This is a genomic window from Erythrobacter longus, assembly GCF_000715015.1.
In the GTDB taxonomy this organism is placed as follows: Bacteria; Pseudomonadota; Alphaproteobacteria; order Sphingomonadales; family Sphingomonadaceae; genus Erythrobacter; species Erythrobacter longus.
In genome coordinates this window covers 325625-348838 of record NZ_JMIW01000006.1, presented here as the reverse complement: position 1 = coordinate 348838, position 23214 = coordinate 325625, and the positions used below count along the sequence as shown (strand labels likewise).

The 23214-nt window shown below is 58.6% G+C and carries 11 protein-coding genes and 1 tRNA gene; 4 read left to right on the top strand and 8 right to left on the bottom strand.

Features of this window, described 5'->3' with window-relative positions:
• The 3 genes from EH31_RS13650 to EH31_RS13640 are packed head-to-tail and all read right to left on the bottom strand — an operon-like array spanning position 1 to position 13296.
• Positions 1–3039, bottom strand: coding sequence for a CHAT domain-containing protein (locus EH31_RS13650; protein WP_034961148.1), 3039 nt, complete (start codon positions 3037–3039; stop codon positions 1–3).
• Positions 3039–11600 (bottom strand): beta strand repeat-containing protein, encoded by an 8562-nt coding sequence (locus EH31_RS13645; RefSeq protein WP_034961147.1) that lies wholly within the window; start codon positions 11598–11600, stop codon positions 3039–3041. The genes EH31_RS13650 and EH31_RS13645 overlap by 1 nt, the downstream gene beginning before the upstream one ends.
• Positions 11601–11625: 25 nt before the next feature.
• Positions 11626–13296 carry a ShlB/FhaC/HecB family hemolysin secretion/activation protein gene (locus EH31_RS13640; protein WP_241765930.1) on the bottom strand — a complete coding sequence of 557 codons (1671 nt, stop codon included), beginning with the start codon at positions 13294–13296 and terminating at the stop codon, positions 11626–11628.
• 489 nt (positions 13297–13785) lie between these two features.
• Between EH31_RS13640 and EH31_RS13630 the strand changes: the two genes are divergently transcribed.
• The 3 genes from EH31_RS13630 (at position 13786) to EH31_RS13620 (ending at position 18171) form a co-directional block, all read left to right on the top strand.
• On the top strand, positions 13786–14229 hold the full coding sequence (locus EH31_RS13630; RefSeq protein WP_034961141.1) for a hypothetical protein: 444 nt from the start codon (positions 13786–13788) through the stop codon (positions 14227–14229).
• Positions 14226–16523, top strand: a complete 2298-nt coding sequence (locus tag EH31_RS13625; RefSeq protein ID WP_081853413.1) for a GAF domain-containing protein — start codon at positions 14226–14228, stop codon at positions 16521–16523. Before EH31_RS13630 ends, EH31_RS13625 begins: the two co-directional genes overlap by 4 nt.
• Before the next feature lie 70 nt (positions 16524–16593).
• Complete coding sequence (locus EH31_RS13620; RefSeq protein WP_034961140.1) at positions 16594–18171, top strand: alkaline phosphatase D family protein; 1578 nt, start codon at positions 16594–16596, stop codon at positions 18169–18171.
• Between the two features lie 94 nt (positions 18172–18265).
• Here EH31_RS13620 and EH31_RS13615 read toward each other — a convergent pair.
• Both EH31_RS13615 and EH31_RS13610 read right to left on the bottom strand, forming a co-directional pair.
• Positions 18266–18341, bottom strand: a tRNA-Lys gene (locus tag EH31_RS13615).
• A 138-nt stretch (positions 18342–18479) separates the two neighbouring features.
• Positions 18480–20030 (bottom strand): tetratricopeptide repeat protein, encoded by a 1551-nt coding sequence (locus EH31_RS13610; RefSeq protein WP_034961138.1) that lies wholly within the window; start codon positions 20028–20030, stop codon positions 18480–18482.
• 234 nt (positions 20031–20264) lie between these two features.
• Between EH31_RS13610 and EH31_RS13605 the strand changes: the two genes are divergently transcribed.
• A complete protein-coding gene (locus EH31_RS13605; RefSeq protein WP_034961136.1) occupies positions 20265–20789 on the top strand; it encodes a PEP-CTERM sorting domain-containing protein in 525 nt (174 codons plus the stop codon).
• An 88-nt stretch (positions 20790–20877) separates the two neighbouring features.
• Here the strand turns inward: EH31_RS13605 and folK are convergent, their stop codons facing one another.
• Genes folK through EH31_RS13590 form a run of 3 tightly spaced genes read right to left on the bottom strand, consistent with a single transcriptional unit; the run spans position 20878 to position 23108 of the window.
• Entirely contained in the window at positions 20878–21357 is a 480-nt protein-coding gene (gene folK, locus EH31_RS13600; RefSeq protein WP_241765929.1) for a 2-amino-4-hydroxy-6-hydroxymethyldihydropteridine diphosphokinase, read from the bottom strand.
• Positions 21354–22220: an N-carbamoylputrescine amidase gene (aguB, locus tag EH31_RS13595; protein WP_034961132.1), complete on the bottom strand. Its 867-nt coding sequence runs from the start codon at positions 22218–22220 to the stop codon at positions 21354–21356. Before aguB ends, folK begins: the two co-directional genes overlap by 4 nt.
• 18 nt (positions 22221–22238) lie before the next feature.
• Complete coding sequence (locus tag EH31_RS13590; protein ID WP_051699268.1) at positions 22239–23108, bottom strand: class I SAM-dependent methyltransferase; 870 nt, start codon at positions 23106–23108, stop codon at positions 22239–22241.
• Between the last annotated feature and the right edge of the window lie 106 nt (positions 23109–23214).

The following is a 23214-nucleotide window of genomic DNA, read 5'->3' as shown; positions in this document are numbered from 1 at the left end:
TCACTGACCAACCGGGCGCGTGCCATCGCCAAGGACAATAAACGCCGCCCAATAGAAGGGGTGCGAGGTGTTGGCCTCGTCCATCAATTCGCGCTGCGATTGGCCAAGGGAAACCGAAAGCCCCTTTTCCTGACCAGAGATCAGCCCCTGGACCAGACGCTGCGTTGCGTCGAAGTCATCGGGGACCGGCCAGTGGCTTGCGACAACCGCGCGTGCACCTGCACCAACAAAGGCCCTTACCAGACCGTCCAGCGCATAATTGCCGCCCCCGACAACGCCCGCCTCACGCGATGCTGCTGTGGTGGCGATACCGGCTGTGTCGCAGGCCGAAAGGATCACAACGTCCGCGTCGAGGCGAAGGTCAAAGATCTCCTTAAAGCTTAGAAGGCCGTCAGAACCCTCACCCCCAAACGAAGTGACAAGCGCCGGGCGCGCCGCGCAATTGGGCTTTGGCGCGGTGACAAGGCCGTGGGTTGCAAAGTGCACGACCCGGTAGTCGGACAATTTGTCATTGGCGAGCAATGCCGTGTCAGAAAACGCATCGCCCACCGCGACATCGCTGTTTGCTTCGCCATAACGGCCAGCGGCAAAGTAAAGCTCGTCGGGCGCAATCGGATCGCGCCACGTATCAAGGCTCCACGCGCATGGGTCGCTTGATGGTTGGCGGTTTGTGGGCAGCGAGTTGGAGCCAATCCCGAGATAGGCTTTCTTCGCTTTGGATGGCGCAATCCGGCGAATATCGAGGAACCCGCGCGGGCTCACCGCAATCGACACATCGCGCGACCGGCCAAGCCAGTCGATCTCGCGGTAATCATACAGCTCGTCATCATCAACGGTGTTGGCGGTGCGTTCCTGATAGGCATCGATGCCCTCCTGACTTGCGATCAACACTTGCGGCGGCAATTGCAGCATCGGGCCATCGGGTTCAAAGATGATGTGCTTGGCGCGTTCCATTTCCGCTTCGACGGGGCCGAACAGGCGCAAGTACAGGTCGCGGGCGCGCTCTACGTCAAACGGGTAGGTGACTTGTTCGCCGCCTTCGGAAATGACGATGGAATCGCGGATGAAGGCCACCGCATCGTCAATCTCGGCAAGGCCGCCGTCGATCTTGAAACTGCGCGCGTCCTTGGCTGTGATCCACAGAGTGTAAACATCTTCACCAAGCAGGACCATCTTGTAATAGGCCTCGCCCGGCTTGAGCTCTGATTGCAGATCGGACAATTGCAGACCCGTTGGCGACAACGCCCGGAAGCGCGGGAAATCGCCAAGCTTTGACAGAAGTCCGGTCTGCTCTGCGCGAAGGTATTCAAGTGTCTCGCGCGCGGCGATCAGCCCTTCGGTTTGCAGTTGCGTCGGTTTGGTCAGTGCGGCCAGACGATCGGCGCGCGCCTGTGTCCGCGCGATTTCGCGGCTGCGGTTCAATGACAGGCGGAACAGGGCAGAGGCTTCGTCATCGCCCTCCGACATTTGCCGCGCCAAAATGGCCTGCGTTTGCGCAACACCGGGGCGTTGCAGCAATTGCGAGGCTGCGAAAAACTCTGCGGTTGCCTCGCTTGTGCCCTCGTCTGCCAGAAGCGCGAAATACGGCTCCAGCAGGTTTCTGATGCTCGCCCCGCTATCGGTGGTGTTTTGCGCGCGTGTCACCACTTCGCCAAAGACCGCGCGCGCCTCTTCATTGCGGCCGATCCGCATAAGGAAGCCGGCTTTGCGGGCAAACGCTGCAAGGAGCACGGGAGACTGCGGGTAATCGCGCGAAATGGCATTGGCCGCGACATCATAGGCGCGAAGGGCGACCTCTGTCCGGCCTTGACCTTCTGCGACCAAAGCGCGTTCAATCGCGATTTCAGAACGCAGCCAGCGCGCAGAGGCAACCCGGCCTTCGCGCACCTCAGCAATGCGTGCATCGGCGGCGCGGAGGATCTTTTCAGCCTTTGCAAGCTCGCCCTGCTGGCGCGCGATAGAGCCTTCGATGGCCATCCCTTGCGCATCAAGCAATTCTGCGCGCTCAGCCTGTGACAGGCCCAATTCTACCCCGCCAAGGCGTTGCAGCGCGATGTTTTCACGGTTGATCTGCGTGGACAAAGGATTGTCGATAAAGCCTTCGCGGATCGAAAGATCTTGCGGGTCCTGCGACACCTCGCGCATCGGCTGTGCCAGCGCATCCAGCGCGGCTTCGGGGAAGCGGCGGTTGAGGAAGTTGATTGCGCGGTAATTGCGGATGAGCCGCTGCGCCACGCCGTCATTGCGGGTCAGCGTTTCATCGGCCCTGTTAAACAGGCTTTCGGCGGCCTGATAATTACCAAGATTGCTTTGTTGCAGGCCCTGGTTGGCTAGCACTTCGGCATAGGCAGAGGTGCGCGCCTGCGTGCGGCCAAGCAGGTTTTCGAAAAACTGCCCGCTTTCGGCAAAGCGCCCCGAATTGTTGCGCACATAGGCTTCGTTCAATGCGTCAAATTCGCTCAATGCGCCTGCTTGAACGCGGGCAAATGCGGCAGCGTCGCTGACTTCGGTTTGAGCCACTTCGATTGTGCCGGGAAGCGCTTTGTCATTGAAAACGCTCGCCAATGCGAGGCGAAGCACGGGGTCATACCCTGCCAACCCTTCGACCACATAGGTTCGGCCATCGTTTTCAAGCGTGTAGCTGCGATAGGCGACGCCGAATTTGGGATCGGTACAGGTGCGCTTTGTCACAGCGCCGACCATGTCGATGCTCGCGCTTTCAGGGGCCGCACACTGCGCATCTTTGCCCGCTGCCTCTGGCTGGCCAGTGATGCCTTTGCCATCGCGCAGGATCAGCAATTTGCCCACAGCCCCCGCCGCATCGCGGCAGGTAAGGCGATAGGCGCGGTCGAACATGGTTTCGAGGCGCGGTTCGGCAGGCGCGTTTTGCGCGGTGCAGCGAACGCCAGCATCCCCGACGCGGAAACTGGTGCTGATCGAAAGCGGTTCACTTTGCGATGCAGCAGGCGTGACCATCGCCGTGCCCGACAAAGCCAGCACGGCGCCGCTCGCGGCCAGAATAATGCTCGAAAGTCTCATCACTGGCCTCCCTCTGGATTGGTGGGTGCAACCGTTACATCAGGGTCAAGCAGCGCAGGGTTGCCAGAGCCGCTGATGGGGTCGTTGATTGTGCCGCGCTGTTCAAGCGCATTGGTGTCGATGATCGAAGGAGGCGCGTTGATTGGACCGGTGGTTGGCCCCTCGCTTTCCTCTTCTTCCTCAGACCCCTCTTCCTCAGCCTCTTCTTCGCTATCGTCTTCGGTGTCTTCGGTGTCTTCAACCTCGTCGCCGGCTTCTTCAGACGCTTCGTTCTCGTCAGAGACATCGGTTTCATTGGCTTCTTCGACATCTTCGATATCAAATTCACCGGGGCCATCGCCGCCGTCATCGACATCATCGATTGTGATGGTGTCGCCAGATGCAGTGCGCGTGCCCGTGTTTGAGGCGGTGCGTGATGTGCCTGTGCTGCTGCGTTCTTCGGCGTTGTCCGAACCTGCATCACCACTTGCGCCAGAACGTGTCGAAGCGGTTGAGCCTCGACCCGAAGCCCCCGCCGATATTGCACCATTGACCGACGCAGAAACGCTCGAGGTGAGTTCTCCTGTCCCATTGGGAGCCGCTGGAACGTCATCACAGGTGACGAAGTTGCAGGCGTTGATCTGGCTGCCGGATGCGATGCCTTCGTTGTCGCCCAGCGCCGCGAAGATCGCCTCTGCCGCTTCGTTGCCAGTAAGATTTGCGCCGTTTGCGCCCGCGACCTGACCGTTTAGGATCACCAGCGTGCTCTCTCCCGTGAGAGCCGTGCTGTTGATAGTCAGCCCCTCCGGCGAGCCAATCACAAAGCCTTCGGGCAGTTCGGTCGTTCCGGTGTTCTGGATCACCGCTGCGGCGCCCACATCAAGGATGATCGATCCGGCGGTAATGACCCCGCCTTCGATGGGCGCTGTGGCCGGTGCGTTGACGAGCGCCTGAGCATCCTCGATTGAAAGCCCGGCGTTAAAGCCATCGAGAACGCTGGCATCGCCGACGATGAATGTGCCAGCATCCACGGTAAGGGCGGTGCCATCGGTACCAAGATTGATCCGGCCCGCCTCGGTGTTGAGTGTAACCAATTGCCCGCGAAGGCGCAGGTCGCCTGAACTTGTAAACGCGCCCTCGATTGCAACGGCGTCTCCTGCGAAGAAGGCAAGATCGGCAAGCCCGGTAAGGCCGGTCACATCAAGATCGCCCAGGCGGATCGTCGCGGCATCCGCGTTCCCCTGACCAACAGCGCCAAGCGCGGTTACATCAAGATTGCCCGCAGTCAGGCGTTCAAGCCGATCCAAGTCCAGTGCAAGCCCATCGAAAGTGGAGCCATCATTTGCCCCGACCAATACGCCAAATGGGTTTGTGGAGTTGATCGTTATCTGGCCAGTTGACCCTGTGTCGATGAAGCCATCGCCGCCAAAATCAAGCGCGGGTGTGGTCAATGCGACAACGGGGGCTTGCCAGGTTCCATTGACCGAAAGGTTTTCGGCCGCCTGTCCGATGATGATCCCGGCTGTCACGTCCCCAAGGATCAGCGCAGTCCCCGCTTCCAGAAACGCGCCGCCGCCTGCGTTGATGGGCCCTGCTGTAATGTTGCCGCCTTGTGCCACTGCGTTAAGCGTGTCTGCATCGACGCTTTCCAGGTCGATGTTGCTCGATGCGTTGAGAACAACATCGCCGCCAGCCGCGTTCAACGGCCCTGCGTTAATCGCACCCCCACCGGCATTCGCAAGGATGGACCCGGCTGTGACCTCGCCAAGTGTCACCGCGCCTGCGGCTGCATCGAAATTCGCAGCGCTATCGACGAGCGCGCTGCCATTGACGCTGATATTGCCTTGCGCCGCAGAAACGCCCAGCGCCCCTGCATCGACACCGGCAAGCGCCACATCGCCATTGGCGGCGATATTGGCGGCGTTATCGACCGAAATCTGGCCGCCGCTGCTGACATTGCCAAGCAAGGAGCGAAGGCCAAGTGTGCGTGCTGAGGCCATTTGGATAGCCACACCGCCGCTGCCTTCAATGTCGATGTCATCTTCTGCGGTAAGCGCGCCGGTCGCCGCAACATTTCCGTTTTGTGCGCGCATTATGATCGATAACGCATCGACATTCGCGACGCTAACCGAGCCCAAGGCATCCAGATCGACAACACCGTTTGATGCAATCAGCGATTGCGCATCAATGGACCCGCCTGCATCAAGGTCAACCAGATCGGACGCAGTCACAAGACCAGTGGCAACAATGTCGCCGGCCGCCGTGGTCAAGGTGACATTCTGTGCGCTCACCGCGTCAACATTCACGCCCAAAGCGGCTTGAGCCACAAGATCGCCTGACAGAGAAACCGCGCTGTCGATGCTGACCGTACCATTGATAGAACGCAGCAGAACCGAAGCTGCATCAATATTGCCGTTTGTGGCCAGATCATCTTGCGCTTCGATGGAAATCCCGCCGCCCGAAGCGGTGAGGCTTGTCACATCCAGCGCGCCGCCTGTGCCAAGGGTCAGGAAGATCGACCCACCGGTAAGACCGCGCGTGGTGATCCCGCCAAAGGAATTGAGGATCAGATCGCCCGGTGTTGCAAGCTGCGTATCTGCAAGGATATGCCCAGTGGCAGATGTCAGCACCAGCGAAGAGGCGGCGTTGATGACGCCGGGGACGAAGGCTGGGTCGGATGTATCGATGGTCGATGGGGCAAAGCCGCCGGCGTCGATGTCGAACACATCGCCGGTTGCCGCCGAACCGCTGTTGACCAGGGACACATCGCCCGGCGTGGTGATGGTGATGCTGCCAAAGTCGATATTGGCCCCATCTGTAAAGATGACCGCAAAGGGGTTGACCGGGACAGGGACCTGTCCGCCCATGCCATCGTCGACGAGGAAGTCGGGCGTGTTGTCGCCTGCAAGGTTTACGGTGATTGACCCGATGGTCACGTCAGATTGTTCAATCGTCAACTGACCCCCGTTTGCAAATTCACTCGAGCCTGCAACTGCGCCAAGGCCGCCTTGGCCTGCGCTGTTGATGACCAGCGCGCCAATATCAGCCGCGCCTCGGCCCGGATTGGTGAAAGCCTCACTGATAAGAAGCGACGCGTTGCCGCCTGCCCCGTCGCCGCCATTGCCCTCGGCGCTGCCCTGAACACTGCCGGAGCCGCCGTTGCCGCCTGTCCCATTGAGGGTGTAAGTTGCGCTGTCAGCGGTGACCAATGCGCCGCGCACGAGCAAAGTGGCATTGCCACCAATCGCCTCGCCGCCCGTGCCACCAACACCGCCGCTTGCAGTCGCGCTCCCGCCGTTGCCGCCCACAGCGTTGTTGACCACATCAAGGGTTGTAAACGTAGCAGAGCCTTCTGGCGGGTTGGGCACCTCGCCGCCGCTCGACGTACCGATTTGCAAGAAACCGCCACTTGCGCGGCCACCGTCGCCGCCATTTGCGCCGGTACCACCTTGCCCGCCGGTTGCATTGGCGGTGATCCTCGTCGCGCCATTAACCTGCAAAATGCCATTGATCGCTTGGCCCAAAACAGTGCCGCCAAGGCCAGTGGCATTGCCCCCGACCCCGCCATCTGCTCCGCCAAGCCCCGCGCCGCCATTGCCGCCCACAGCGCTCGAAGTGACCTCGATTGAGGGAAGCGTCAGCTGTGATGTTGCAACGGTGGCTTCGTTGCCGCCCAGGATTTGCAGGGAGCCTGCCAGCGCATTTCCGCCCGCACCCGGCGCTGTGCCCGGCGCTGGGCTGGCCAAGGCATTGCCGCCCTGAACCTGTTCATTGACAATCAAGCCCTCGCCAAGGGTCAGCGTGCCGCGCGCTAACAATCGGCTGGACCCTCCGGTCGCATCGCCGCCCGCTTGGCCATCGCCGCCGCGCGCCAGTGTTGTGGTCGTCAAACCGCCATCAACCAGAAGCGAACCGCCACTAAAGGCTATGACATCGGTCTCTGATACTGCGGCGCTGCCGCCAATGCCGGATGCTGCGGTTCCGCCAAGGGCTTCCCTGAAGAAATCGATGCCGCCACTAATGGCGATTGTGCCGCTGGTGAAATTGTAGATTTCGCCGTTGCCAGCCGTTGCATTGCCGCCGTCACCACCGCCCGCTGCGGCATTTCCGCCCTGCGCACTGCTGGCAAAAATGACATCTGTATCGACTGTGGCCACATTGGTGGTGCCATCAAATGTATAGTTCAGGCGCGCAGGGTCGATAAACGCATCACCGCCATTGCCGATGCCTTGTCCAAGCGCAGACCCGCCAACGGCATTCCCATCAAAAAGCAACCCGGTCGCACTGATGGTCGACCCACCAGAGATGTTTACATCCACGCGGCTTGTCGTTGCGCTGCCGCCGTCGCCGTCCTGCGCATCGCCGCCCGTGGTTGATGCCTCGAATGCAATAGAGCCAGTGGCCGCAAGGGTGGAGTTTACAAGGTCGAGGACAAACGGTTGGCCGCTGGCCGATCCGCCTGCCTGACCAGCGCCCGTGGCCAGACCTCCTGTGGCTTGCAAGTCGATGATGAGATCGTCTGCGATATTGACGATTGTGTTTTCAAGGAACGGTGATGAGCCCGGTGCAGTAGCGTCGCCGCCTGCCCAGCCATTGCCACCGCGCGCCGTTCCCTGGACGACAAGCTCGCTTGGAATATCAAGGGCCGTGTTCGTCACATTCAGGCTGAAATCGCCAAATTGTGCGCTACCACCGACCCCGAATTCATCGCCAGAACCATCACCGCCAACACCATCAATGGTGATCCCACTAAAGGCCACATCGACATCTGCGTCGTTAAACGAAAGTCCAACGCTGCCAAGAAACACATTGCCGCCCGCCGATCGCTGAGCGCCCGGCAGCGCAGAGCCGCCGAATGCTTCGGTCCGAATTTCCAGATTGCCCAGATTGGCCGTGGAGGAATTCACATTGATCGAGATCCCGCCCTGCGATCCCTCGCCCGCCAAGGCATCATTCCCCAAGGTATCTCCGCCGCGCGCAAGCTGGCTGATGAGGAAGGGGTCGGCATTACTCGTCAGAGTGAGCGTCGCATCATTGAATGCGCCAATTGATAGGAAACCGCCCTGCGCCGATCCGCCGTTTGCACCGGTACCTGCGCCGCCCGTGCCGCCGATTGCCTGCGTCGTCATGGAGCTGGCGATTTGCGGGTCGTTGCCCTGCACCGTGAAGCTTGATCCGGCATCCACAGCGCCGATGTTAATCGAGGAAATAGCGGCGTCTCCGCCCCGATTGTTGGTGGAATTGCCCCCAACCGCGACAGACCCAAACTGGATCGCATTGCCTATCGTGATCGCACCGCCTTGACGCGCTTCTGCGTTCTGCGAACCGGAATTTGCAGTCCCGCCTGTTCCTAAAGTGCCATCGCCGCCGGTTGCCGAATTAAACAGGGCGAGCGTCCCGCCGATCTGGATTGTTCGTCCAGCGCCCGGATTAACTTGCGCGAACGAGCCTGTGGCATTGCCGCCGGTTTGGCCATCGCCGCCTTCGACAATGGCGGAGAGGCTGGCATCGCCTGTGATGGTGATATCGCCGCCGGGGGCGAATATCTCACTGAAGCCTGAATTGGCATTACCCGCAAAGCCAGCGGGGGCATCGCCGCCCAATGACGTGATCTGCGAAACCCAGTTGCCGGAAATGGCAGGGCTGCCCGCTCCGTCTGCGACCAGTGATGAATTGCCCGTGTTGCTGACCCCGCCATTGCCTTGAATAAGGCCGCTGTCGCCTGCGTCTGATTGCACCAATACAGAAACATCGGCGTTAATCAGGTTGTCGCCGCCAAAAAACGAAAGGAGCATGCCGCCGCTGGTCGCATTGCCACCGGTGCCAAAGCTGTTTGGATTGCCGGTGCTGTCAATCGAGCCACCCTCGGCGCTGGATGTGAGCAGGACTTCGTTTGCGGTGATGATGCTTGGGGCGGTCGTGCCATTGAGAGCGACAAAGACGCGCTGCGCATCCGCATTGCCGCCAAGATTGGAGCGCGCGCTCCCGCCGGTTGCAAACGAGCCAAGATCAAGCACGCCTGCGACGTTTATTTGAGTGGAGTCGATAGATACGACGGTCTGCCCGCTACTCGCGCCCCCGCCTTGTTCGAGATAGGCGAAACCCGGATCGAAAACGGCTTCATTCAGCGACACGCCGCCAATCGCCTCATTCGTCAGTGTGGCGTCGCCTGCAACCGAGATGACCGAGTTTTGCGCAAAGACACCAATTTGCCCGGTCGACGCAAAGCCGCCGTTTTCGGACGCAATCCCGCCGATTGCCACTTGCGAAATATCAAGATCAGAGCCGATATCGAGCTCGCTGTCCGTCACTCTGAGTTCAACAGTGTTGAGACTACCGCCGCCCGCAAAGCCACCTTGGACGTCGGAGGCATTGCCGCCGAATGCCTCGCGCCGGACTTCGTCAATGGCAATTGCAGTGATCGTGTCAAAGAAGTTCAATAAAAGCAGGTCGCTATTGGAATTGCCGCCATTGCTAAGCGCAACACCGGGCGCGGCAGAGCCGCCGATGGCCTGGGTCAGGAATGCGACACGGCCAAGGTTGTGCGTGCCGCCAAAAACCTGAAAGAATGTGCGGCCTATCGTTGCATCCCCGCCAAATGCCTCAGTGGCGAGCGTGTCCCCGCCCACAGCGCGGTTGATGATTGTCATCGGATTGCCCGGCACATTGGGCAGGGAAAGCAAAGCCCCGACGCCCAGCCCCAGATCCACATCAGCGGTGCTGGCATTCCCGCCATTCCCGCTGATCCCTGTGCCGCCAATCGCCTCGCTGAACAGGAAGGCCAGCTCTCCTGTCGCCGGGTCGCCAATGGTGTTGGCGTTTAGGACCGTGATCGCGCTGCCCGCATCGCTCGAATTGATGCGCGCAACACTGCCGATTGCGTCGCCCGCCTGCAGCCCCATGGCATCGCCATCACCGCCAAGCGCGCGCGACGCGATGTTGAGTTCGCCTGTTGTGATTGTCCCGCCAGTTCGCGCGAAAAGCTCGGCCGCGGCCGATTGAGCGATGCCGCCAAGACCAGCGATGGCTTCGCTTCGCACTCTTGTCACTCCGCCGACGGTGATCGAGCCCTGATTTTCGGCTGTGATGAGCGCGCCTGAGCTTTGCGCGCGAAGCGACAACGGATCGTTGAAAAGGTCAGCGAGCGATTCAGCAATAAGATCACCGCCCACATTCAATTGCGAGCCGGGCCCGGTGACCAGAACGCCGCTGTTGGACGCAAGCGCAATGCCATTGCCATTGCCATCGCCATCCGCTGTCGCGATCGAGCTCACCTGCAGATTGCCGGTGATGTCCGCCAGAGAGCCGCTGAACAGGCTAAGCTGCGCATTGCCCACATCCGCGCCAATGCGGGCACGGTCGGCAAGAAGGGTTAAATCGCCATCAGCGACCAGATTGCCAAATGTGCCAGTTTGAACATTGGCGTCGAGCGTTGCGAGGACCTGGCGCCCCGAAAATGTGGCATTGCCTTCAAAACCAAGTGTGTCCCGGACATTCAGGATCACATCGCTTGCCGCCTGGCCCACGACGCTTGAGGTGAACGAAACACCGCCGCCAAAGCCTGTGTCTTCGGACGTGATATCGATAATGCCATCGCTGGCCTCAGCGCTCTCGATCTGTCCGGCTGTGACGTTAAAGCCAGCAGACAGCACGACCGTGTCACCGTCCATGAAAGCGCTGTTCGCGACATCAAAGCCAAGCGAGCTTCCCCCGCTGATGGCGATGGTTGCTGCGTTGTTTTTGGAAATGGCAACCATGTAAACACGGCTGGAACCATCAAGGCTTGCACCCCCGCCAATGACCCCGGTGTTTTCAATCGGGGTCGCAAATTCGCTGCCAATAGAAACCTGAATGTCGAACAGGCCGTCCGGGCTGAAAGTGATTGTGCCTGCTTCGCCGCCGACAAGAGCCGCCTGCCCATCAACAAAGATACCGCCACGGTTCACAATGCTCGGCGCAAACAGCGCAACATAGCTGCCCTGATTTTGGTCCGCGAAAATGCTCGCGCCCGGATCAATCGTGATTGATGCGGTGGGATCGCTTTGGGCAAAGGTGACAGTGTCGCCCAGAATGAAATTGCCAAAGCCATCGGTAACAGGCTCTGCCGTCGTCAGGCCCAGATTGCCCACGTCAAACACCGCATTGGAGCCGACCAGAATGCCGCCCGGGCTATAGAAGAAGACGGTTCCGCCAACCTGCCCCTGAATTTCGGAGATGACCGTGCCGTCAAACACAACCCGGCGCGACAGATCAGTGGGCAAAATGCGGTTCAGGACGGCAAAATCGGTGACGATGCCATCGTCTCTGAAGATCGCGGTGGTGCCAAACGGCTGAAAATCGATGTCACCAGAGCCAAAATCATCAAAAGGCGCCCAATCGATGACGACGCTGTCGGATTCGACAATGACCTCGGTAAGGTCAATGTCCTGGATGATCTGCCCCGAGCCTTCGATGATGGTGCCATTGGCCTGAAACGAGCCATCATTGAGTTGGGCCTCAGCAGGGGTTGCCGCCATCGCCAATCCGGTGGCGAGGGCCAACGCTGAACTTTGCGTGAGAGCGATAGAGTGTTTTTTCGACATTACTTTGGGCTCTTTCGCAAATTTCTTAAAAGCTGGCGGACAGCGTAAACAGGAAGCGGATCGAACCGCGGCGCGCCTGAAGTCCGGCGCGCTTCAGAGGGACCGCGATCATGCTGTCGAGCGAGTATCGCCCCGCAAATGCAATGCGCGAACCCACACCAGCCGAATACAGATCATCATCAAGGTCTGGCGCTTCATTATAGATGCGTGCCAGATCAAAAAATGCGTAGGGTTGCATAGCCACCTTGTCCCCCCAAGGCAGCGTCGATGTGCGCAGCTCGGTGGTCATGGCAAAGCCGCTGTCCCCGATGATCGTGCCCGGATCATAGCCTCTGCCAACGGTGAAGTTGCCCGCTGCAAATTCTTCAAATCCGAACAATCCGCCGCTCAATGAAAGCTGCGCGCGCGGTTTGAAAGCAATCGCAAATTTGGGTGTGACCGCCAGTTCCAGATTGCCGCTTGCCCGGATAACCGAAGAGGTTGCCTCCCCGTCAATCCGGCCCGGATTGACCTGGCCTGCCGGACACGCTGCGCCAAGGCATACGTCGCGGGCACCGAAAATGTCCAAACCTTGGCGAAATTCGAGCGAGGCCGACGCCTGATACCGCGGCGCACGCCGATCAAGATCGATGGAATCGTAGTCCAGTTTAAGCCAGCCAACCCTGATCCGGTCGCGCGACAGGGGCGCGATGAAGTCGACATCCTGATCGATATAGTCAAACCCGCCGCTGGCGTAGAAATTTTCGCCCTGGGTGCGCTTGATCGGATAGCTTGCCGAAAGGCTGGCGAAAAATGTTGTGGCTTCCAGATCCTGAACCGCAAACCCGAGCGCCGCAGCAGTGCCAAGGTCGGGCCGGGTGATGGCGTATGTTGCTTGCCCGCCCACTGTCAGGCCAGAGCCGCCGGGGCGAAATTCGTGAGAGGCGGCAAAAACCTGCTGCTCGTCAAAATCACTGCTGGAAAAGTATGAGAGCGAGGTCACATCACCAAGGCCAGTGAGGCCAAAGAATTGTGCGCGCACCTGGCCGCCGACAGGGCCGGTGCCCTCAGCGCCAAAGTTCTGAACCGCCATATCAAGCGCATATCTGTCGCGCCGAACGGTCACCTCACCAATCAAATCACCGGGCGCGCCGCCAGCGGGGCGCAGGGTCAGATTGACGGTGTAGCCGGGCAAGTCGCGGGCAAGCAGAAGCGCTCGTTCTGCCTGATTGCGGTCGAAAATCTCGTCCTCGGCAAGCCGGCCCAGATATTGCTGAAGCTTGGTTTCTGCGCCCCTTGTTTCGCCGCGCGCGCGCACCGCGCTGATCCGGCCATAGAGCACTTCAAATTCGACCGTGCCGTCTTCGATCCGCTGGGTTGGCACTTGCGTTGCGGCAAGATAGCCTTTGTTGCGCAAGATTGTCGCGGCCGCATCGCGGATTTCGCACAGCACCGCGACCGGGTGCTGCTCACCCTCAAACGGCCTCCACGCCGGTTCAAGCTCTGCTGGCGTCGCGCCTTTTAATCCGTTGAAGACAACTTCGCGCACGGTGACCGTGACATCGGCATATTGCGGATCAGCAAGCGAGCAGGGGGACCGTTCAATCCCGCCTTCGATGTTGAGACGCGGCGCGGGAAGCTCATCGGTAGGAGCAATGCCCTGCAATTCTTCTCTGGTGGGAGCAACTTGTGCCTGCGCTTTTGTGGCAGGCAACATAACTGCGCCGCACGTAGCCACAGCGAGACCTGCAAAGCAGGCTTTCGTCGATATCATTGTTCCCCCTTAACGACCCGAAACATGCAAATCGTGCAACTTTGCTCGGCTCGCAATACGTCTTGTTACAAAGCCGGTACCGCTTAACAGGCAATGCGGCAAGAGACTGTTAACCATAAATTTCTACATCTTTGTGGGCACGGTTCGCAGGAGCGATAAACGAGCATCGTTGTGCAGAGATTAACGCAGCCTAAGCAAAGTGAGAGTGGATGCGGATATATCCGAATTTGTCGTTGATGCCGATGCAAGATTGTACCGGTTCTGAGGCGAAAGTGCTTGCGCCGCGTGCCGGTTGGCTCGATGGGCAACAGCCTGGTGCGGGTGGATTGCTGCAGGTGGCGCGCGCTTGGTGCGCGGTAAGTAGGCAGCACGCAGGCGGGGAACACCGCTCTTCGCATATGCTGAATTTGGGGGTTTGAAGATAGTTCGACAATGGCGCAAACACACACAAATTCTGCATCCGATCCGGCACCTGATCTTTCTGGCGAGAACCGTCAGTTGCAACGGACCATTGCGCAAATGCGCGATGCGCTGGAAGACAAGGACCACGAAGCGCGCCGCCTTGTCCAAAAAGCGCAAAGCGATGCGACCGCCGAAATCACTCAGCTGAAAAGCACGGTGCAATCCTTGCGTGATGCTCTGGAAGAACAAGCCGCCAGCATTGGCGACACTGTTCAGGCAGCGCGGGCCGAAACTGCGGCGGAAATTCGCCAGTTGAAAGACACCATTCAAGGTTTGCGAGAGACATTGGAAGACCAACGCTCTGACGCAGCGCGCGACAGGCAATCGCTCCTTCTGGCTCATCGAAATGAGATCAAGGAGCTGGAGACTATGGTGCAAAAGCTTCGCGCCTCTTTGACGGAGAAAAGCGCATGAACGAAATGCCGACATCCATGCAAGCGGCTAGCAGCGCGCCTGAGCTTTCGCAGGAAGAGCAGCTGAAAGAGCTGCAAATGATCCTTGATGTGTCGCGCCAGGTGGCCTCGATGGACACGCTGGATGGAGTGCTTGATACGCTGATGTCGGTCGCGGTGAAGGCGGTGGGGGCCGATCGCGGCTCGCTGTTCCTGCATGACCCGGCGACGAGCGAACTCTACAGCCGTATCGCCCAAGGGATGAAGCGGCGCGAAATTCGCATTATGGATGATATCGGTATTGCTGGCGCTGCCTTCCACAGCGGTGAGGGCATGATCATTCACGATGCCTATGCCGACCCGCGATTTAACAGCGATGTCGACACCGAGACGGGCTTTAAAACGCAGAGCATCCTTGCCTGTCCTGTGCGCAATGCCCGGGGCCAAATCATCGGCGTGGCGCAGGCTCTTAACAAGGTCGACGGTGAATTTACCGCGCAGGACCTGACCGTGCTTGGCGGGATCACCACCCAGTGCGCGATCACCCTTCAATCCATGCAATTGGTTGAACAAATGGAAGCCTCGCGAAAGCGTGAGGTTGAGTTTTTGAACATCGTTTCAGAAATGACCTCAGAGCTTGAGCTGACCACGCTTTTGCGCCGTGTGATGGCAGAGGCGACTGCCATGCTGGACGCAGAGCGCTCGACCCTTTTTATCAATGATGAGAAAACGGGCGAGCTTTTCAGCCACGTGGGCGAAGGGCTTGATTCGATGGAGATCCGTCTGCCCAATACCGCCGGGATTGCAGGTTCAGTCTTTACCAATGGCGAGGCGATCAACATTCCCCACGCCTACACCGACCTTCGGTTTAACCCCGCCTTTGACAAGCAATCAGGCTTTTTCACCCGTTCAATCCTGTGTGTGCCCGTGATCAACAAGGCGGGCGAGACGATCGGGGTGACGCAGGTGCTGAACAAGCGCGGCGGACCCTTCAGCGAGGAAGACGAAAGCCGTCTTAAAGCCTTCACCGCGCAAATCGCCATCGGTTTGGAAAATGCAAAGCTGTTTGCTGATATCCAGTCGATGAAGAACTATAACGAAAGCATGCTGCAATCCATGTCGAACGGTGTGATTACGTTCGATGAGAAAGGTGAGAACCGCACCTGCAACCAAGCGGGCGAGCGGATTTTGCGCGCGTTGGCGGGTGATCTTGTGGGTCAATCGCCTCAGGACATTTTGGGTGAGGCCAATGCATGGCTGGCCGAGACGATTGCGGCGGTGGCGGACACCAATACCTCGCAAAGCCTGACCGATGTGGAGCTGGTCTTTGGCGGCGATACTGTGTCGGCCAATGTCACCGTGCTGCCGATGCAATTGGGCGAGGATGAGGCGCTGGGCACGCTGTGCATGATCGAGGATATCTCGGACGCCAAACGCGCGAAATCCACGCTCTCACGCTATATGGACCCGGGCGTTGCCGCCCAAATGTTGAGCGGCGGGGGCGAGGACGAATTTCTTGGTGGGAAAGACACCACTGCAACCGTCCTTTTCTCCGATATTCGCGGGTTTACGACCATCACGGAAAATTTGGGCGCGCAAGGGACCGTGGCGCTTCTTAATGACTATTTTGAGCTTATGGTGGGCTGCATCACCGACCAGGGCGGGATGCTCGACAAGTTTATCGGCGATGCGATTATGGCCGCCTTTGGCATTCCGGTGGGCCATGAGGACGACGAAGATCGCGGTCTTCGCGCTGGCATCAATATGATCGCCTCGTTGCGCGAATGGAACAAGACGCGCGAGGCGCAAGGGCAAATGCCGGTCGATATGGGCCTGGGCCTCAACACCGACCGCATTGTGGCGGGCAATATCGGCTCCAGGAAACGCATGGATTACACCATGATCGGCGACGGGGTGAACCTGGCGGCCCGCCTCGAAAGCGCGTGCAAGCAGTATTCGGCGCGCATCCTTCTTTCAGAATATACGGTCGCGCGGCTCAAAGGCGTGTACCGTCTTCGCGAAATCGACAAGGTGGTGGTCAAAGGCAAGACAGAGCCCGTTGGCGTGTTTGAATGCCTCGATTACCACGACGACACCACCTTCCCCGAACTGCAAGAAGTGCTGGGCTGTTTCAACGAGGGGGTAAAACTCTACCGCCGCCAGGAATGGGACCGCGCATCGGGCTTTTTTGCCAAAGCTTTGGCTGCAAACCCTGAAGATAAGCTCAGTCAGACTTACATCGACCGGTGCGAGCTTATGAAAGCGAGCCCTCCTGGCGATGAGTGGGACGGCGTTTGGGTGATGACCTCGAAGTAATTGCAATCTGTGCTTCTCAACTCTCCAGTATGGTGCAACAACACTTGGCGGGCAGAGCTAGGGGTAAGATGTGATTTCGCTTGGGCCATTGCTGGGTATTGAAGGTGACTACCAATACTCCTTGGTCCTTTTGCTGCCATTGGACCTTGAGGAAAAGCCGCTAAAACTGTGCCTGTCATTTGGCGGAGGAAAGCACGAACTTGATGTTCAAGCGTGCGACACTCTTAGGGCAAACAGGCTCTATCGCTGCACAATCCCGATAGAAAAAGCGCCTCAGCCCTATGAGGTCACTTACCGCCTAATCCGCGATGGCCGGTCGCTAGCCAACACCGCAGGGCAAAGCGAATGGACATTTGTCGTGCCGGGCACAGATACGCTTCCAAAGATCGGATTTGCCTCTTGCAACGGTAGCTCTTCGCATTTTCCAAGTGAGATGAACAACGCCGATTACATCATGTGGGACAGGTTGTGGGACAATCACGAGACGGATGGATTGGACTATTCATTCCACGGCCTCTTGCTGTGCGGCGATCAGATTTATGCCGATCCTATCTGGGAGCGCATTTCCTATTTCAAGGACCACGATCTGCTCGGCTGGCGGTCTACAAAGAAGATGTCGAGCCATACCGTTGATCCGCGGGACAAGGCTGATCTGATAGAGGAAATCGAGAATTTCTACGAAGACCTTTACATCGCCAGTTGGAGCAAAGCCCCTGTCAGCAGAGTTCTTGCATCCATCCCATCGGCCATGATGTGGGATGATCATGATATCATTGATGGGTGGGGCTCCTATCCCAAGGCGCTTCAAAACTGCGAGCTCTTCGCCGCCATCTTTGAGGTCGCAAAGCGGTATTTTGAGCTTTTGCAGGTGCGCACGCGCGACAATGCCGCTCTGATTTCAAACACACACTATTCCCAGCACATTAGCTTTCGCAATTACGAGATCTTGATTTTGGATAACCGGTCTTTTCGCCGGCAAGATCAAATCATGTCTGATGAGCAATATGAGGACCTTCGTCGCATCAATGACAGCGCGCTGTTTGGCTCATGCCCAGTGGCGCTTGAGGGGCAACGCGTGGTTTTGTTCGCGATCCCTGTGCCCATTGCCCATTTGAATTACAGGCGCCGGGTGGAAGAGTGGCTCAAATGGCTTGTGAAAGGTGACTTTCGAAAGAGTCTTGATGATGATGCCCTCGATCATTGGGACCACCACATTCACGCGGACGAACAAAGGCAATTGATCGATCTGATCTTCAACTTTGGCGACACCCATTCGCCCAAATATGTCCATGTCCTTTCAGGCGATGTGCATTCTGCTGGCGCTGGCAGGATCAAACGAACAAGCGGCAGTGAGCGATATGTTAATCAGGCCGTATCATCAGCGATCGTGCACAAGCCGGCCGGTAAAATCTTCCAGTGGTTTGTCGATATTGTTTCGACCCGCAAAAGCCGGGTTAAAGGCTACGAAGTTGGTCTGGCCGAGTTTGGCAATGAGGGTAAGGCTCCAAAGACGATCTACGACCGCAATGTCGGATTTCTCTACAAGGCCGCGGCCAAGGGCCTTAAATATTATCTGATCCTGGAGCGCGGCAAAACGGCCTATGAATGGAAGCAGCCGCCACAATTTGCGCCCGATGATGCGCAGTGACCAGGCGCCCTGGGGTTCGAGGCCCGGAATGCCCGGTATGCCGTTTCAGCTTTCCATATGGATCACGCTGAAATCGATTTTCACAGGAAAAAGGTGGTGAGCCCTGCTGGGTTCGAACCAGCGACCTACTGATTAAAAGTCAGTTGCTCTACCGACTGAGCTAAGGGCCCCCAAGCGAGGTGTCTCGGTAAGTGCGAGAATCTTGTGTCGCTCGCAGAAGCGCCCCACTAGGCAGGCAAAGGCGGTCGGTCAAGCCATCACTGTAGGATTGCGCAGCGAATGTTGCACTTTGTCGCGCTTTATACCGCCTAGAGCGCGTTAACAATCGCCCAATGTTCGGCAATTTCGCGGTTGGCAGGGGCTGCTTGCCGCGCTTTTTGGAGCAATGCGCGCGCCTCGGCCTTGTCACTGCCGCCTTGCCACAAGGCCCAGGCTAAAGTGTCCATAATTTCTGGACTGGTCGGGGCCTCAGCCAGAGCGCGGCGCGCCAATGCCACCGCTTTGTCGTGCTCGCCAAGCTTGGTCTTTACCGCCGCTGCGTTGTTGAGAAGCCCCGCATTTTGCTTCCCTTTGCCCTCAACCAGAGGGGTATAGATGCTGTCAGCTTTCGCCCATTCGCTAGCACGAATAGCTGCGGCCGCCTTGCGCATTTCGGCATCGATTGAGGGCGCATTTTGCTGGCGTGCAATCTTTGCCCGGATCGAAGCCGCGTCGCCCTTGCCGGTTTTTTCAGCCAGCGCCAGAGCAACCCTCAGAGCAGGCACATCGGATTGCGGGTGATCAATGACCGGGAGTATCGCGCTCCAGGCTTCGTCGAACTTGCCTTGCTGTGCGAGGCTGTTGGCGAGGATCTGCCGCGAAAACGGATCGCCTCCTGTGGCCTCGACATAATCGCCAAGCGCAAGAGCGGCCATCGCATCTTGACCTCGCGCTGCGTCAATCAGTCCGCGAAGGCGCGCAAATTCGGGTTCATTGACGACCGAGGAGGGCGCTTTTTCAATCAGCTCGAACGCGCGGCTCATATCGCCTGCATCATAAGCCATTTGCGCTGCGAACAGGAGGCCAACCGGGTGAGGGGGGCCTGCATCATTGGCTTTGTTGATCCAATTGCCTGCTTCGCGCATGTCGCCTGCGTCCCGGGCGATCGCGGCCATCGCAAGCATCGCGGTTTGATGCATCGGGCGAACGCTCAAAACCTTCTGGAAGTGCCGCTTTGCTTGCTCAGCATCGCGCATTCCAAGGCGCAATTGCCCCGCGAACAGATGGGCCTGGCTGATAGCAGGCTCCAGCTTGAGGATGGGAGCAAGGCGAGCGAAGGTTGCCTCGTCCCTGCCTTGTGCCCAAAGTCGCTCGGCATCTGTTGTCACAAGACGCGGGTCGTCGGGAAATTTTGTAAGTCCTACATCAAGCGCATCGAAAGCCTCAAACGTCTCACCGCGCGCCAGATGGTAGGCAATCGCCGCGGTGTATGAGAGCGCGTGATCCATAGGGAGATTTTCAAGCGTGTCGCTTGCCGCCTCCAGATAATTGGCCATCACCTGCGCTTCGGCAAGCTTGGCCTGAGCCAGAGAATACTCAGCCGCATCCTCGCCAATACGCTGGAACTCGGCGATTGCCCGGTCTGGATTATCCAGAGCCATCGCCGCGTCCCCTGCAAGCATTCGGACGGCAGGACTGTCCGGCGATGCCTCAATCGCTTTTCCGATCAGATCGAGCGCTGTGCGCGGTTGCCCTGAAGCAAGCGCTTCTTGCGCAGCGGCAAGGGGATCTGACGGGCCGGTATCACACCCTGCCAGCACAGGGGTAAGCAGCAAGGCGGTCGCACCGCTTAGATGAAGGAGGTTTTGGCGCAGTTGCATCCTGCGCGGTGTACCGTTGAAGGGTTAACGCCTTCTTGTTCAAGGCAATAGCGTCGGAAAAGTTGACACTTCGGTTTTACCGGATCTTTGCGTTAACCATCAAACTCTCCTGAAAAGCGCGCTTTACAACGTGTTGGCACGGCAATTGCTTATCCGACGATAACCAATCAACAGACGCATGGCGCAGCACCGAATGTCCCTCGACATACGATTGCGCGTTCAGGGGGATTAAGTATGAAAACAGCGATCAAAACGGCTGCGATTTCAATGGCCGCAACTGCCATGGTTGCCGCTGCGCCTGCATCAGCGACAATCTTTGAATACGAAATGAGCGATGGCGACATCCTCACGATCAACACCGATAATGGCACCGGCAGTTGGATCGGCGATGACATGGATGTGTCCTTTGCCGGGGACGAACTTCGGTCGTTCCAGGGCGGCGCGAACCCTAGTTTCATGTTTACGCTTTCTGACATGACCGGCACGCGCACTATACGCGGTCAGGAATACACGCCGACCCGCCAGAACGGCAGCCGCTTCCACCCATGGATGATCAAAACCATGAGCAACAACCGCATCAATTTGTGGTCATGGTGGGGCAACCCTGTGGTTGCAGGCGATTACGTGCGCCGCATTGCTGACTACCGCGTGGTTGATGTCCCTGCACCGGGCGTCCTTGGCCTGTTTGGTCTGGCACTTGTGGCGCTCGGCTTTGGCCGCCGTCGCAAGCGCATCAAGGCAGCTACTGCAGCCGCTTAACGAATTCGTCTCGCAGAATTGGTCCTTCTGTAAGTGATAAGGGCGCGTTGTCAGGAAACTGGCGAGGCGCCCTTCCCGTATCTGGCGCCTAAATCCGGGCGCTTAACTGTCTGATGCTTAAGCCCGTCACCGGGTCGCGCCAACCGGGTGCAACCATCTGCGCTGGTTTCAACACAAAATCGCGCAGGCGGAATTCACGGTGAGGGATGGTGAGCGTGCGCGAGGCGAACGCCCCTCCGCTCCAAAGCACAATATCAAGGTCAAGCACACGGTCGCCCCAGCGTTGTCCCGTGCGCCGCCCAAACTCGCTTTCGATATGTTTAAGCCCTGCCAAAAGGCTTAGCGGGTCGTATTCGCTTGTAATCACCAAGGCGGCGTTGGAAAAACGCCGCTGTGCAGGGCCGATGGGATCGGTTGTTATGATCCTTGATCGCGCAGTGACTGTGCCCAGCACAGCCAATTCCTCCATCGCAGCGCGCACAACATCGCGCGGACGCCCGTAAATGTGGTGGCGCCGGTTGGACCCCAACGCGATGAGATACGAACTGCTCACAAGGACCGCGTTCAAATATCTTCGGCGATGCGGCTGTAAAGCTGCGGGCGGCGATCACGGAAAAACCCCATGCCGGCACGGTGCTTGGCAGCCTCGCCAAGGTCGAGAGTGCTGAGAAGCGCGCCCGCTTCCTTAGCGCCGTATTCTTCGACCAAATCGCCCCATTCGTCGGTGATGAAGGAGTGGCCATAGAAGCTTTGATCGCCCTCTGTGCCGATCCGATTGGCCGCGATCACCGGCATGCAATTGGACACTGCGTGCCCCACCATTGCCCTGCGCCACATCCGGCTTGTGTCGAGGTCGGCGTCATAAGGCTCTGACCCGATGGCCGTGGGATACAGCAGCACTTCTGCGCCCTTCAGCGCCATCACGCGGGCACATTCAGGATACCATTGGTCCCAGCAAATGCCGACGCCAATGCGCACGCTCGTGCCCTCGTCACCCGGCACATCCCAGACTTTGAAGCCATCGTTGCCGGGCCGGAAATAGAATTTTTCCTCATAGCCCGGCCCATCGGGAATGTGACTTTTCCGGTATGTGCCCATGATCGCGCCATCCGGGCCGATCATGGCAAGCGTGTTGTAATAGTGGTGCCCGTCTCGTTCAAAAAAGCTGGTCGGGATGGTGACCTTGAGCTTCGCGGCAAGCGCCTGCATCGCGATCACGCTGGGGTGCTCTGATGTAGGACGCGCCAGCGCAAAGAGCGCCTCGTCCTCAACGCTGCAGAAATAGGGGCCGGAGAATAGCTCTGGCGGCAAGATCACCTTGGCTCCGCGCGCCGCAGCCTCTTCGACCAAAGCGGCAACAGCGGCGATATTCTCAGCCTCATCAGCGCGGCCAAGCGCAAGTTGAAGGGCGGCGACAGTAAGAGTGTTCATGCCGCCGCCCTTAGAACTTTAGTCAGCCTTGCGGAAGAGCAAGGTCATACGGTCGCTTTCACCAATGGCGCGGTGCTTGGCCATTTCCTCTTCGCTTTGGCGACCAAACCCAAACGATGGAGGAAGCGTCCACACGCCGCCTTCATAGTCGGCTGTGTCTTTGGGGTTGGCGTTCACTTCGCTTTCTGCGGCGAGTTCAAATCCGTTGGCCTCGAAAATTGCGACAACGTCCTGTTTGCGCATGTAACCGCGCTGGCGTGCGCCATAATCGTCATAGCTGGCGCCTTCGGGTGCACGGTGCTGAACCACGCCGACCATGCCATCATCTTTTAGCATGACGCGTGCCGCTTTCAGGATATCATCGGCATTATTGCCAATATTCAGCCCGTGCATCGAACGGAAGATCAGCACGCGGTCAACCGTGCCAGCGGCTTCTTCAGGCATTTCGTCGACTTCAAAAGCCATCACGCTATCAGCTTCAACGCCCATGGCCTGTGCCATGCCTTCCTTGAAGCTTTCCGTCCAACCCTTGGCGCGCGCTTCTTGAGCGCGGGTTTGGTAGGTGCGTCCATCGCTGTCACCGTTAAACGCAATGTAGGTGCCAGCCGGCATCAAATAGGGCGCAAGCACCCGGGTGTACCATCCACCGCCGGGGCTATATTCGGCAACCGTCATGGTTGGTTCGACGCCGAAGAAGGCAAGGGTTTCGGCAGGATTGCGATATTGGTCACGCTCGCGGTCGCCATCGCGGCGTTCGTGTGCAAGCACGTCTGCAAGGGCAGGTGCCGCCGCCTCGGCATGATCGTCAGCGACCGCCGGAGCGGCAATTGAAATCATCGCAGTGGAAGCGGCAAGAACTGCTGCGGGGGCAAGGAATTTGAATTTCATGGCAAGAGATCCTCTCTGGGTGAGCCTGCGGCTTGTTTTAAGGCGTGGAGGGCGCATGACAAGAGAGGCGCGCCCTATCCTTTGAAAATAGCTTGGGTCTTTTGAA